This is a genomic window from Phenylobacterium sp. (assembly GCF_046590535.1).
Taxonomy (GTDB): domain Bacteria; phylum Pseudomonadota; class Alphaproteobacteria; order Caulobacterales; family Caulobacteraceae; genus Phenylobacterium.
Genome location: NZ_JBKJTG010000010.1, coordinates 1 through 13,355 on the forward strand (window position 1 = coordinate 1; position 13,355 = coordinate 13,355).

A 13,355-nucleotide genomic window follows, 5' to 3' on the forward strand; every position below is an offset into this window, starting at 1 on the left:
GTCGATCGACGCCCTGCCCGACCTGTCTGACGTGCAGGTAATCATCCGCACCAGCTACCCCGGGCAGGCGCCGCAGATCGTCGAGAACCAGGTCACCTATCCGCTGACCACCACCATGCTCTCGGTGCCGGGCGCCAAGACGGTGCGCGGCTATTCCTTCTTCGGCGACAGCTTCGTCTATGTGCTGTTCGAGGACGGGACCGACCTCTACTGGGCCCGTTCACGGGTTCTGGAATACCTGAGCCAAGTGCAATCGCGGCTGCCGGCCGCCGCCAAGCCGTCGCTAGGTCCCGACGCCACTGGCGTTGGCTGGATCTATGAGTACGCGCTCGTTGACCGGACCGGGAAGCATGACCTCGCGCAGCTTCGCGGCCTACAGGACTGGTTCCTGCGCTACGAGCTGAAGACGGTCCCAGGCGTGGCCGAAGTCGCCAGCATCGGCGGCATGGTGCGCCAGTACCAGGTGGTCCTCGATCCGACGAAACTGGCTGGATACGGCGTCACCCACCAGCAGGTGGTCGAGGCGATCCGGCGCGCCAACCAGGAAGCCGGTGGCTCGGTGCTGGAGATGGGCGAAGCGGAGTACATGGTCCGCACGACCGGCTACCTGAAGACCCTCGATGATTTCCGAGCGATCCCCCTTCGGACCGCGGCGGGCGGAGTTCCGGTTCGGCTGGGCGAGGTGGCGACGATCCAACTTGGTCCGGAAATGCGCCGCGGCATCGCCGAGCTGAACGGCGAGGGCGAAGTGGCTGGCGGAGTCGTGATCCTGCGGTCGGGCAAGAACGCCCGCGCCACCCTGACCGACGTGAAGCAAAAGATTGAAGACCTGAAGCGCAGCCTCCCGGCCGGCGTGGAGATCGTCACCACCTATGATCGCTCGCAGCTGATCGACCGGGCCATCGCCAACCTCAGCCAGAAGCTGCTGGAGGAGTTCGTCGTGGTGGCGATCGTTTGCGGCCTGTTCCTCTGGCACGCCCGTTCCGCCCTGGTGGCGATCCTGACCCTGCCACTGGGCGTGCTCTTCGCCTTGCTCGTGATGCGAGTGCAGGGCGTCAACGCCAACATCATGTCGCTTGGCGGCATCGCCATCGCCATTGGCGCCATGGTGGATGCGGCCGTGGTGATGATCGAGAACGCCCACAAGCGGCTGGAGCAATGGGGGCACGAGCACCCCGACGAACAGATGACCAACGACACGCGCTGGAAGGTGGTCACCGACGCCGCGGCGGAGGTCGGTCCGGCGCTGTTCCTCAGTCTGGTGATCATCACCCTGTCGTTCGTGCCGGTGTTCTCCCTGCAGGCGCAGGAAGGCCGCCTCTTCGCGCCCCTGGCCTTCACCAAGAGCTACGCCATGGCCGGCGCCGCGATCCTCTCGGTGACGCTGGTGCCGGTGCTGATGGGCTTCCTGATCCGCGGGCGAATTCCCGCCGAGGACGCCAATCCGGTGAACCGCTGGCTTACCCACATCTACCGTCCGGCCATCGACTGGGTATTGCGGGCGCCCCGCACCGTGCTCGTCGTGGCGCTCCTGGTGTTCGCCACCACGGCCTGGCCGTTGAGCCAACTGGGAGGTGAGTTCATTCCACCGATGGACGAGGGCGACCTGCTCTACATGCCGTCCGCCCTGCCGGGGATTTCGGCGGCCAAGGCCGCGGAGTTGCTCCAGCAGACCGACCGGCTGATCAAGACCGTGCCGGAGGTGAAAAGCGTATTCGGCAAGGCGGGACGTGCCGAAACCGCCACCGACCCCGCGCCGCTGGAAATGTTCGAGACGACCATCCAGCTCAAGCCGCGCAGCGAATGGCGCCCTGGCATGACGCCCGAGAAATTGACCGAGGAACTGGATCGGGTGGTGAAGGTCCCGGGCCTCGCCAACGTCTGGGTGCCCCCGATCCGCAACCGGATCGACATGCTGGCGACCGGGATCAAGAGCCCGATCGGGGTGAAAGTCTCAGGAACCGATCTCGCGCAACTCGACCGGGTCGCCGCCCAAGTTGAGGCGATCGCGAAGACAACACCGGGCGTCAGCTCCGCCCTGGCCGAACGCCTGACCGGCGGACGCTACGTGGACGTGGACATCGACCGCGCCGCCGCCGCCCGTTTCGGCCTGAACATCATGGACGTGCAAGAGATCGTCTCTGGCGCGGTGGGCGGCGAGAACGTCGGCGAGACCGTAGAAGGGGTCGCCCGCTACCCGATCAATGTCCGCTACCCCCGCGAGCTCAGGGACAGCCTCGAGGGCCTGCGGTCGCTCCCCATCCTGACGCCGGGCGGTCAGCAGATCACGCTGGGGACCGTCGCCCAGATCCGCATCGTCGATGGCCCGCCGATGCTGAAGACCGAGAACGCCCGGCCCTCGACCTGGGTCTATGTCGACGTCCGAGGCCGCGACCTGAACTCGGTTGTCACCGACCTGCGTAAGGCCGTCGCCCAGGACGTCCGGCTCCCGGCCGGCGTCTCCATCGCCTACTCGGGACAGTTCGAATACCTGCAGCGCGCCGCCGAGCGGCTGAAGCTGGTGGTCCCCGCCACCTTGGCGATCATCTTCCTGCTGCTCTACGTCACCTTCCGGCGATGGGATGAGGCCGCCCTGATCATGGGGACCCTGCCCTTCGCGCTGACGGGCGGCATCTGGGCCCTCTATCTGTTGGGCTATCACCAGTCGGTGGCGACCGGCGTCGGGTTCATCGCGCTGGCAGGGGTCTCGGCGGAGTTCGGGGTGGTGATGCTGATCTACCTCAAGCACGCCCTGGCGGACCGAGGTCCCAACCCCAGCGCCGACGAAGTAGCCGCGGCCGTGCGCGAAGGCGCCCTGCTGCGGGTCAGGCCCAAGGCCATGACCGTGGCCGTGATCCTGGCCGGCCTCGCGCCCATCCTCGTCGGCCACGGCGCCGGCTCCGAAGTGATGAGCCGCATCGCCGCGCCGATGATCGGCGGCATGCTGACCGCGCCGCTGCTCTCGATGTTGGTGATACCCGCCGGCTACCTGCTGCTCCGTCGCAGGGGCTTAGCCAAGTCATCAACCACCGCATCAACCCAAGGAGAAACCCCATGAGGCGCCTGATCCTAACCACCGCCGCCCTCACCCTGGCCGGCGGCCTCGCCGCGTGCAGCAAGGCGGAGGAGACCTCCGCCGCTCCGGCCGTCGCGCCCGCGGCCACATCCGACGTGGGAGGGGTCGCCACGCCCGCCCAGGCCAAGGGCACGGGCACGGTGACCGCCGTCTCCGCTGACAGCATCACCGTCGATCATGCCCCGATCCCGGAAGCCGGCTGGCCGGCCATGACGATGGCGTTCAAGGCCTCACCGGACCTCGCCAAGTCGGTGAAGGCCGGCGACAAGGTGGCCTTCGACCTGAAGCTGCAAGGCGGCGCCGGCGAGATCACGGGCATTCAGACGCAGTAAGTCCAGGTGGGGGGGGGACCGGTCGACCTCCGACTGCCGGCACCGCTCATTTGCCTAGCTGGAGACAAGTAGCCGTTTGACTGTCTCCACCGAACCGCCAGCCTGTCGCGTCCGTCAAGCGGCCGACAGCGCCAGGAGTGGTCGCTGACGCGCGGCGCGCAGCCCCGGGAAAATGCCGCCGACGAGGCCGATCACCAACGCCAGGATGATCGCCTGGCTGACGAGCGCCGGTCCCATCTGCAGACGGAACGCGACCTGGGTGAATCCGGCGCCGAGGGTCGAGGCCGACAGCCCGTTGAACCCCAGGGCGCAGATGGCCGTCCCCAGGATCGCGCCCAGCAGCGATAGGACCATCGCCTCCGCCATGGTGCCGGCAAAGGCGGAGAACCCCGAGAATCCGATGACCCTCAAGGTGGCGATCTCGGCCGCGCGGGCGGACACAGACGAATACATGGTGTTGAGCGCGCCTGCCGTCGCGCCGATCGCCATGATGATCCCCAACGGCCAACCGAAGTAGGTGATCAGAGCGCCGGACCGCTCGGCCTGGCTTGCGAAGTAAGCCTGCTCGCTCTTGGCCTCAAGTTGCAGCCGAGGCTCGTTCTTCACGTAGGCGGCAAAGGCCGCCACGGCCGCAGGGCTGGTCAGGGCGACGCGGGCCGACTGGAACGAGGCGCCGCGATTGAACAGGCTCTGCACCACCGCGACATCCGCCCAAAGTTCGGACTCGAAAACCGTACCCGGCGCCTCGAAGACGCCAACCACCTTCCAGGTCTGGGCGCCGAAGCGGATGCTGCGGCCCAGTTCGAAGCCGTTGAACTCCCGCAGCAGGCCCGAACCGACGACGATTTCGCTCGTGCCGGGCGCGAACATGCGCCCCTCGCGCAGCCGGACCTGCTTGCGCACCTGAAGACCGTTTGGCCCGATGCCGCGCAACGGCATGTTGGCTTTGGTGCCCGAGGACTTCTTGATGCCGTCCACCACCAGCATCAGCTCCGGCGAGATCAGCGGCCGACCGTCAGCGCGCAAGCGGACGCCCGGGGCCTGGCCCAGCAGGTCGATCTGATCCCTTGAGAGGGTGCTGTTCAGTTCGGCCGTGGAACCGTCGCGCAGCACGATGGCCACGTCCGGCGCGCCCGAGCCGCCCACGGTCTGCCTGAACCCGTTGGCCAAGGACAGGAAGCCCAACAGCACCGCCACCACCAGGGCGATAGAGACCACGGTCGCCAGCGACATCCAGAGCCGCTGGGGTATCGACCGAACATTGATGACAATCACCGAACCGGTCTGGGTGAGCAGGCTCATCGCGTGGTTCCCTATTTTCGGCCCAGAGCCTCGACGATGCTCATCCTGAGCACCGCTATCGCCGGGATGGCGCCCGTGATCAGCCCAAACGCCAGGGCGAGGCTGATGCCGGCGACGGCCACCAAGGGCGCCATCGAGAGGTCTCCGAAGTTCGACGCCAGCGGCGACTTCGAAAGCGCCGCCAGCGCCAGGGCCGCCACACCCAGCCCGAGCCCCGCCCCCAGCACGGACAACATCAGCGATTCGCCCAGCACCATCCGCAGCACCCTCGGCCCGGAGAACCCGAGGGTCTTCATCACGCCGATCTCCTTGGTGCGCTCTCGCACCGCGGAAACCAGGGTAGTGCCGACGATCATCAGGATGGCGGCGAAGGCGGCCGCGACCACCAGGGTGATGATCACATTGATATCGCCCGCCTGCTTGATGAAGGCCTGTGAGAAGGTCTTCTCGTCGACCGTCGAGGTCTCGTAGGGGGAATTGGCGAAGACCGCGTCGATCGTCTTGGCCACCCGGTCGTTGATATCCGGGGAGGCGGTGACGATGGCGATGGTGCCGATCTGGTCGCGTCCAAAGCTCCGGGTCTCGTTGATGTAGTCGTAGTGCAGGTAGACGGCGTTGGTGGGATCGGTGGGCTTCGCGCCCGTGAAGATGCCCGAGATCTTCATGTCCCAGGTCCTTCCGCCGTCGGTCTTGACCCAGATGTTCGAGCTGATCGGCACGGTCTGGCCGACCTTCCAGCCGTACTGGTCGGCCACAGACTTGCCGACGAGCATGCCCGTGCGTTCGGCGACAAAAGCCAGCCGCTCGGATTCCGGCAGTTTGATCGTGTCGGAAAAGACTCGGGTGTAGGTGTCTGGATCGACCGCGAACCCGATGAAGCGGCTATTCCGCTGGTCCTGGAAGTAGGCGCCAAACCAGCTGTAGTGGCTGATCGCGGTGACGCCATCGACCGTGGCGACCCGGCTCACGTAGGCGATCGGCAGGGGCTGGGTGAAATTGATCTTGTTGGCGACAACCAGCCGGTTGCCAGCGCTGCCCGCGGCTGAGGCATTCTCGAGGGTGACGTTGAAGCTGGCCAGCAGGCCGAAGATCAGGAACGCCATGAAGATCGACACGATCAGAAGCACGGTCCTGAGCGGCTTGCGGAAGAGATTTTTCCGGACGAGGTCGAAATCCGTCATGAGATCGCCTCGACGAAATGACCCTTGTCCAGATGCAGGGTGCGGGTGGCGAAGCGGGCGGCCTCGGGGTCGTGCGTCACCATGATGATGGTCTTGCCCAATTCGCGGTTGAGCAGTTGAAGGGTCGACAGGATCTCGTTGGCGCTGGCGCGGTCCAGGTCGCCGGTCGGTTCGTCGCACAGCATCAGCTTCGGATCGGAGACAATGGCCCTGGCGATCGCCACTCTCTGCTGCTGGCCGCCCGACAACTCCTTGGGCCGGTGCTTCGCGCGATCGGAGAGGTCCACGATCTTGAGCGCGGTCGCCACGTTTTCCCGGCGCTTCTTGACGGGCAGCGAGGTGAGCATCAGCGGCAGTTCGACATTCTGCGCCGCATTCAGCACGGGCATCAGGTTGTAGAACTGAAAAACGAAACCGACATTGCGCGCTCGCCAAGCGGCCAACTGGCCCTCCGAGTAAGCCTCGATGTGCTCGCCGTCGAACACGATCTCGCCCCGGTCGCAGCGGTCGGTGCCGCCCAGCAGGTTCAGCAGGGTCGTCTTGCCTGATCCCGATGGGCCCATGATCGCGACGAAGTCGCCTTTCGGGATCGTCAGGTTCAGGCCTGTGAAAATGTTGATCTCTTCCTTGCCCCGCCGATAGTTCTTCGTGACGTTGGTCAGCTTGATCAGATCGGACATTTCGGTTCCGGTGTACGGTCTGGCTAGGTTCGGGTTTCGAGGAACGTGACCTTGACGGCCATGTCCGGAAGTATGCGCGCATCCTTGCTGTCGAAGGCGATGCGGACCCGCACAGTGGCCTTGTCGCGACTGGCCGTGGGGATCTTGGCGATCACACGGGCGGGGAAGGTGGCGCCAGGGTAGGCGTCCAGCACCGCCTCAACCTTCTGTCCGGCGCTCACCCGGCCGACATAGGCCTCATTCACGTCGACTTCGATCTCAAGACTGTCCATGTCGACGATGGTGCAGATGCCGGTTCGGGTGAAGCCGCCACCGGCCGACAACGGTGAGATGATCTCCCCCGGCTGCGCCGCCTTGTCGATCACCACGCCTGAAAACGGTGCGCGGATCTCGTAGCGCGCCAGCTGCGTCGTCGCCCGATTGACGTCGGATCTTGCGGCAATGTGCTGGGCCCTCGTCAGGTCCAGCTGGGCCGCGGCCACGCTGACCCGCGAGGTCGTCGACTGCAGGCTGGCCGGGCTGACATAACCGGCCCTGGCCAGAGATCGGGCCCGCACCAGGTCCCGCTCCGTCTCCTCCAACTGTGCCTGGGCCGCGTGGACGCCGGCCTGCGCTGAATTAGCCCGCGCCACGGCCGAGGCCGCTTCGACCCGGGCCAGGGATCCGTCCAGCAGCGCCAAAACCTGGCCGGCCCGAACCGTCTGGCCCTCCTCGATTCGCACCTCGATCACCCGCCCCGTCACCTCGGCCGCTACCGTCGCACGCACCCGCGCCACGACATATCCGGACGCAGTCAGCCCAGACGAGGGCATCATCGGTCCGCGGGCTGACGCCATCGCACTCGGCGCGACACTGGCTGCTGGCGCAGGCTTCGGCGCTGGTCTTGCGAACCAACCGACAGCGCCTCCTGCTGCGACCGCAGCCACAGCTACGGCGATCAGGACAGCCGGTCCCGCGCCACCCCGGGAAGCCTGTTGGTCCTGAGATCGATTGATACTCAGCGACTTGAGAAGTTCCGATCTGTCCTCGCTCAAGACCCTGCCCCGATTTCACCGCGTGGCATCATCGTCCGGGGCTCCCGCAGGCGCAACAACGACGCCCCAGGCGAGCGCGGAAATCGATGAACTTGGTAGGCCGTCGATCCGCGCAATGGCCTCAGACGAATAGCCAGGGCGTGCATCACCGACCGCCGCCACGCCGTCCGGCCTTGATCTCGCCGGCGTCGAGGAAGCCATTTCGGTCGACATCCAATTCGCTGAACCGCGCCTCCGCACGGGCCGTCAGTTCGTCGCGCGACAGCGCACCGTCACCCGACAGATCATTGGACCTGAAGATCCTTTCCACCGGCCCGCGCACGCCCGGAATCCGGGCGAAGGCCGGGAGTTCCTTCACCGTGACACGACCATCGCCGTTCCTGTCGAACTTCATCGACTCCGCAACCAGACCCGTCCGGTACTCGGCGCGGGACGTGCGGCCGTCCGAGTCTTTGTCAAAGCCAGCAACGTCGGCGGGCTGGGCGCGCGCCGACGGACAGGCCGCCAAGGCCGCGCCCGCCAGCAGGCCAATTCGAATCCAGTCAGTCAAACGTGCTCCCCCGCTACCGCTAATCTGCCACGAAACGGACTGTCAGCATCCGCGCAGGTCCGCACCGTTCGCCCAGGCCGCGTGGGTGCCGGAGGAGATCCGCTGCGGCAGGATGATCCGGCAGACGGGACCGGCCTCGATGTCCTTGGCGTCCACGAGGACGCACTCGGACCGGTCGGCGTCCATGTCGGTGATGAAGCTGACCAAGTAGCCGTCGTCCTCGTCGATTGCGCCGACCCGGGGCGCGAACGGCGCCTCCGACCCATAGCGGTTGGGGCCAAAGTCCAGGTTCCAGGAACGGCCTGTCTCCAGGTCGTGCTTCACCAGACCAGTGAACAGGAACCAGCCCGGCTTGGCCGTCGTAGAATAGAGGTAGCGCCCCGGCTTGCCGGCGATCTTCTGGTTGAAGCTGCCGAACTCCAGGATGCGGTCGTCGAGAAGGCCTTCCTTCACAGCCCCGGTCTTCAGGTTGAAGCGCCAGCGATAGAGCTTGGGCTTCATGGAGTGCTCGTCGAGGTAGGCCATCATCTGGCCGAGCCTGGGCCCGAAGCCCTCCAGCGGTGGCGGCTGCGGGTCCTCCTGGAAGTAGCCGTCGAGGACGACCTCGTCGCCCTCCTCGTAGGCGTTCATCCAGTGCAGGACGTAGCAGGGCTTGGCCTCGAACCAGCGGATGTCCTCCGGCTGACCATAGCGGGGCACGATGGCGAAGCGGGTCGGCAAGTCCTTGTAGAACCGGGCCGCGTGGTAGCCCTTGGGCAGCAAATTGGGATCCCAGAACAGCGGCAGGTCCGGGAAGATCGAATAGTTGGTGGTGAACGCCATGTCGTGCGGCAGACGCGGCCCCGGCAGCGGGATGGGGATGTAGTGCTTCAGCCGGTTGTCCGGCCCCACCACGCCATAGTGCATGTAGGGCGCGTGCTTGGAGTAGTTGAAGAACAGCAGTTCGCCGGTGGCCTCATCCACCTTCGGGTGGGCGGAGATGCCGTCGATCGGCGTCCAGCTTTCCGTCCCATGCTGCTCCAGGGTGTAGGGGTCCAGGCGGTAGCCCTCGCCGCACTGGTAGAAGGTCGAGAGAATCTTGCCAGCGTGCACCACCACATCCGTTGAGGACGAGTCCTTGATGCCGCCGTGCGCGCCCCAGCCGGGGCGTTTGGACAGGCTGGGATGCTCGGCCACCCCGGCCCAGAGAGCCTCGCCAGCTTCCCGCTCGGCCTCGAAGCCCTTGGTGCGGACGAAGCGGTTGCGATAGGCCGCCTGGCCGTCGCGGAAAGACATGATGTGGATCATCCCGTCGCCGTCGAACGGGTGATAGACGCCGATGGGGGCGTGGACCGGGTTTTCGGTGTTGCGCACATAGACGCCGTCGATGTCGGTGGGAATCTCGCCGATCACCTGCAGGTCGGTGGCGTCGTACTCGTCGAAATTCGGCGTCCAGGCGCCGCTGGTATAGGGATGGGCGTCGGTGTCCAGGGTCGAACTGACCCGATTGACGAGCGTGGCGGGCATCGTTCCTCTCCGCTTTTCGGGCGAGCTTATCAGACCGCGTCGGGTTGCGCCGGTTTCGGCGGCCAGGGGATCAGCGGGCTGGTGCGCCGCTGGTATTCGGCATAGCCCGGCCGCGACTTGGTCAGCCGGCGCTCATAGGTGACGCCACCGCTCCAGCGGGCGAGCAGGAATATCAGCAGGAGAGGCCCCGGCAACGCCCAGACCCCCAGCGCGGTCTCCGCGGCGATCAGATAGAGGCCGACCCAGACACAGATGTCGCCGAAGTAGTTGGGGTGGCGGGTGTAGCGCCAGAGCCCGGAGGCCAGCACCTTGCCCTGGTTGGCCGGGTCGGCCTTGAAGCGGGTGATCTGGGCGTCGGCGAGGGTCTCCAGCGCAATGCCGATCGCCGCAAGGGCTGCGCCCGCCCAGCCCAGAAACCCGATCCGCGCCGGCTCCGCGGAAAGCTGGCCGAGCTGCACCGGCAGGGCCACGGTCCACATCAGCGGCGCCTGCAGGGCGAAGACCAGGCGCAGGGTGGCATGGGGATAGCTCCAGCCGCGCTCGGCCTTGGCTTTCTCCATCATCCGCACATAGCGCCGGTCCGGCCCGTGCGCCCGCCAGCGCAGCAGCAGGTGCAGGCCCAGCCGGAGCGACCAGGCGGCGCACAGCCCCAGGAGCAGCAGCTTGCGAGGCCCGAAGCCTTCCTCGGCCTGGAGCCAGGTGGAGACCGCCAGGCCGCCCATGCCCAGCGCCCAGACCGCATCGATGAAGCTCACGTCGCGGATCGCCGAACCGATCATCCAGAGGACGAAAAACGCCGCGAGGCAGAGCGCGAAATTCAACGCCAGGATCGTGATGATCTCAGCCAGCGGAGGCATGGCCTATCGGGCTCCGGCGTTGATCTGCGCCCGGGCGGCGGAAGCCTTCACCACCGGAATCTCGTGGTCGGCCAGCGGCCTCATCCACCGCTTGCGGGCCATGGCCGCTTCGATAAAGGGGGCCAGTTCGGCGGACTTCCTCGCCTCGCGCTCGGCGACCTCGGCCTTGAACTCGCCCATCACCTCGGCGGCGAACAGCTCCAGGGACTCGCAGATGTGGGCGTGCTGGTTGCGGCCGGCCTGCTGCAGGAAGATCACCTGGTCGACGCCGGCGGCCTGGAAGGCGCGGACGTGCTCGCGGATGTCGTCGGGGGTGCCGATGCCGTTGGCGTTTCGCTCGGCCATCTTGGCCGCGGCGATGATCTCCTCGTCGCGGTTCCCCCGGGCCCGCTGGAAGTCGGCGAACAGGGTGGAGCGGCCGGGGGTGGCGTCGTGCGCCACCAGGGCGTTCACCGCATAGCCGAAGAACTCGAAGCCCTCCTGCCCACGCCGGATCGCTTCGGACCGGTCGTGGTGGACCGAGAAGTTGGAGACCATGGCGATGTTGGCGTTGACGGCGTGGCCGATGGGCACGCAGTCCGGCGACTTGATGATGCCGTAGTAGATGTCCGCCCAGTTCTGCGCCTCCTCCGGGTTGACGAAGGAGAAGGCCAGCGCACCGACGCCGATCGAGGCGGCGACCTTGATGGTGTCGCGGTTGGTGCAGGCCATCCACATGGGTGGGTGCGGCTTCTGCACCGGCTTGGGCACCACGTTGCGGCAGGGGAATGAGAAGCTCTGGCCGTCGAATCCGGGGTAAGGGTCCATCACCATCATGTTGGCGATCTGCTCGGCCGCCTCCAGGCACATAGCCCGCTTTTCCTTGGCGGGAATCCCGAAGCCGCCCAACTCCAGGCGCGTGGCGCCCTCGCCGATGCCGAAGTCCAGCCGGCCGCGGGAGATGATGTCCAGCGTCGCCAACCCCTCGGCGGTGCGGGCGGGGTGGTTGTAGTTGGGGATCACCTGGCGGATGCCGTGGCCGACGCGGATGGTCTTGGTCAGGGCGGCGGCCGCGGCCAGGAACACCTCCGGCGCGGAGGAGTGAGAGTATTCCTCGAGGAAGTGGTGCTCCACCTCCCAGGCGTAGTCGTAGCCCAGCTTGTCGGCGAGGACGACCTGCTCCAGGGCCTGGTGGAACATGCGGGCCTCGTCACCCTCGTTCCAGGGCTTGGGCAACTGATGCTCATAGAAGACGCCGAACCGCATCGCCGATCCTCCCGTGTGAACCGCTAGCTGCCCGGCGCCGCCTTGGCGGCCGGGGCGCCGAGACCGCCTTGCCGCATCTTCTGCATCATCGCCATGGCGGCAGCGAGTTCGGTCTTGTCGAGACCACCGTCCTTGTTGGCGTCGACCATCGGCAGGAACGCCTTGAAGGGCGCGAACCGCGGCGAGTTGCGGAACTCCACGGCCTGCAGCCGGTCGTCCATGTTGTCGTCCAGGGCGCCGAACATCACGTTGCCCTGCAGCGCCTTCTGGTAGTCGTCGCGGCGGTTGGTGGAGGTCTCGTCCTTCCAGCGGAAGCGCACGAAGGTGAACAGCATCTCCTGCGACGTCTGCTCGCCGAAGGTGACGTTGTGCTTGGGGTCCGGATTGGCGGCGTTGGCGGTGGAGTTGTCGAACACATATTCCGCGATCAGCCGCGAGCCGGCGGGGACCTCGAACAACTTTTCGAAGATGAACTCCCGCTGCCAGCCGAAGTCGTAGCGCGGCTGGTTCAGGAGCACCTTCTTGCGGCCGTCCGGGTACTGGATGGTCAGCTTGGTGGAATAGCAGCGCGAGTGGCAGTGCGGCTGGGTGCCGTAGAGCAGGGCGTCGTGCGGGAACTCCAGATAGGCGCGCTCGTGGTGGCGCCCGGCGCCGGCCGGGATCTCGATGGAGAAGTCGGTGACGCTGGCCTGGCGCAGGATGTATTTCGGCGGGGTCTCATGGAAATAGAGGCCGACCTGGGTCTCGTCGCGCATGGCCTTGCCCACCGGGGTGTAGTGCATCTGGAAGGCGAAGGAGCCGCCGGGCGGGACATAGGTGCCGGTGGATGCGGGCGAGAGGTTCGCCTCGCCGCCGGGGCCGTAGCCGCCCATGGAGGTGTTCCAGGAGAAGCCGCGGCCGTCGGCGCGGACCTCGGGAATCCAGCCGGCCAAGGCGTGGTGCACCGTCGGCGTCGCGCCGGCCTTCCAGGCGGTGGCCTTCAGCCACCTGCCCTCGGTGAGGCTAGAGGGGACCGACCAGTCCTGGTAGTCCACCAGGCCGCCCGCCGGCACGTCGAAGGCCGGGACCTTCACGATAAGGTCGGGCTTGCCCATGGGCCAATCGACGGTCGGGGCCCGCACCCGGGCCAGGGGGTCGGGGCCCGCGCCGCGCGGCGCGCCCGCCTCAACCCAGTTGACCACGGTTTTGATCTGGTCGGACGACAGGCTCATGTCGTTCTTCCAGGCGCCGTAGTGCGGATCGGAGTGGAACGGCGGCATACGCTTGGTGCGCAGCACCTCGCGGATCATCGGCGAGAAGCCCTTCACCGTCTCGTAGCTGTTCATGGCGAACGGCCCCATGCCGCCTTCCACGTGGCAGGAGACGCACTTGGCTTCGAGGATCGGCGCGACCTCCCGGGCGTAGGAAATCCTGGCGAACTGGGCGGCCTTCGCGCGGTCCGGGAAGTCGATCCTGGCGCCGCGGACGGCCGCCTCAGCCACAGGTGCGGGCCGGCCGGCGATCACCGCCGCCAGCGCCTGCGCCAGGGTCGCGCCCTGTTGGGGTTGGACGGCGAAGCTCGCGTCCACAGGGCCGTGGTAAGCCACCGTCCA

Annotated in this window: 11 protein-coding genes; 2 read left to right on the top strand and 9 right to left on the bottom strand. The window is 66.7% G+C overall.

From position 1 onward, the window contains the following. Together ACLL81_RS00580 and ACLL81_RS00585 are read left to right on the top strand one after the other, a co-directional pair. On the top strand, nt 1–3,058 hold a 3,058-nt coding region (locus ACLL81_RS00580), incomplete at its 5' end, for an efflux RND transporter permease subunit (RefSeq protein ID WP_411286405.1). Continuing rightward, complete coding sequence (locus tag ACLL81_RS00585; RefSeq protein ID WP_411286406.1) at nt 3,055–3,408, top strand: copper-binding protein; 354 nt, start codon at nt 3,055–3,057, stop codon at nt 3,406–3,408. The genes ACLL81_RS00580 and ACLL81_RS00585, both read left to right, overlap by 4 nt. A 114-nt stretch (nt 3,409–3,522) precedes the next feature. On the opposite strand, the gene ACLL81_RS00590 is transcribed toward ACLL81_RS00585, so the two are convergent. From ACLL81_RS00590 to ACLL81_RS00630, 9 genes are all read right to left on the bottom strand, one after another. After that, nucleotides 3,523–4,710: an ABC transporter permease gene (locus tag ACLL81_RS00590; protein ID WP_411286407.1), complete on the bottom strand. Its 1,188-nt coding sequence runs from the start codon at nt 4,708–4,710 to the stop codon at nt 3,523–3,525. A gap of 11 nt (nt 4,711–4,721) precedes the next feature. After that, entirely contained in the window at nt 4,722–5,891 is a 1,170-nt protein-coding gene (locus tag ACLL81_RS00595; protein WP_411286408.1) for an ABC transporter permease, read from the bottom strand. Next, nucleotides 5,888–6,571 carry an ABC transporter ATP-binding protein gene (locus ACLL81_RS00600; protein WP_411286409.1) on the bottom strand — a complete coding sequence of 228 codons (684 nt, stop codon included), beginning with the start codon at nt 6,569–6,571 and terminating at the stop codon, nt 5,888–5,890. Before ACLL81_RS00600 ends, ACLL81_RS00595 begins: the two co-directional genes overlap by 4 nt. A 23-nt stretch (nt 6,572–6,594) precedes the next feature. Further along, nucleotides 6,595–7,407, bottom strand: a complete 813-nt coding sequence (locus ACLL81_RS00605) for an efflux RND transporter periplasmic adaptor subunit (RefSeq protein ID WP_411286410.1) — start codon at nt 7,405–7,407, stop codon at nt 6,595–6,597. A gap of 343 nt (nt 7,408–7,750) precedes the next feature. Beyond that, on the bottom strand, nt 7,751–8,155 hold the full coding sequence (locus ACLL81_RS00610; RefSeq protein WP_411286411.1) for an EF-hand domain-containing protein: 405 nt from the start codon (nt 8,153–8,155) through the stop codon (nt 7,751–7,753). Nucleotides 8,156–8,197: 42 nt separating this feature from the next. Continuing rightward, complete coding sequence (locus tag ACLL81_RS00615) at nt 8,198–9,661, bottom strand: carotenoid oxygenase family protein (RefSeq protein WP_411286412.1); 1,464 nt, start codon at nt 9,659–9,661, stop codon at nt 8,198–8,200. Nucleotides 9,662–9,690: 29 nt separating this feature from the next. Beyond that, nucleotides 9,691–10,518 carry a DUF1295 domain-containing protein gene (locus tag ACLL81_RS00620; RefSeq protein ID WP_411286413.1) on the bottom strand — a complete coding sequence of 276 codons (828 nt, stop codon included), beginning with the start codon at nt 10,516–10,518 and terminating at the stop codon, nt 9,691–9,693. A gap of 3 nt (nt 10,519–10,521) precedes the next feature. Continuing rightward, entirely contained in the window at nt 10,522–11,763 is a 1,242-nt protein-coding gene (locus ACLL81_RS00625) for an LLM class flavin-dependent oxidoreductase (protein ID WP_411286414.1), read from the bottom strand. Nucleotides 11,764–11,786: 23 nt separating this feature from the next. After that, the coding region (locus tag ACLL81_RS00630; protein ID WP_411286415.1) for a c-type cytochrome at nt 11,787–13,355 on the bottom strand (1,569 nt) is incomplete at its 5' end.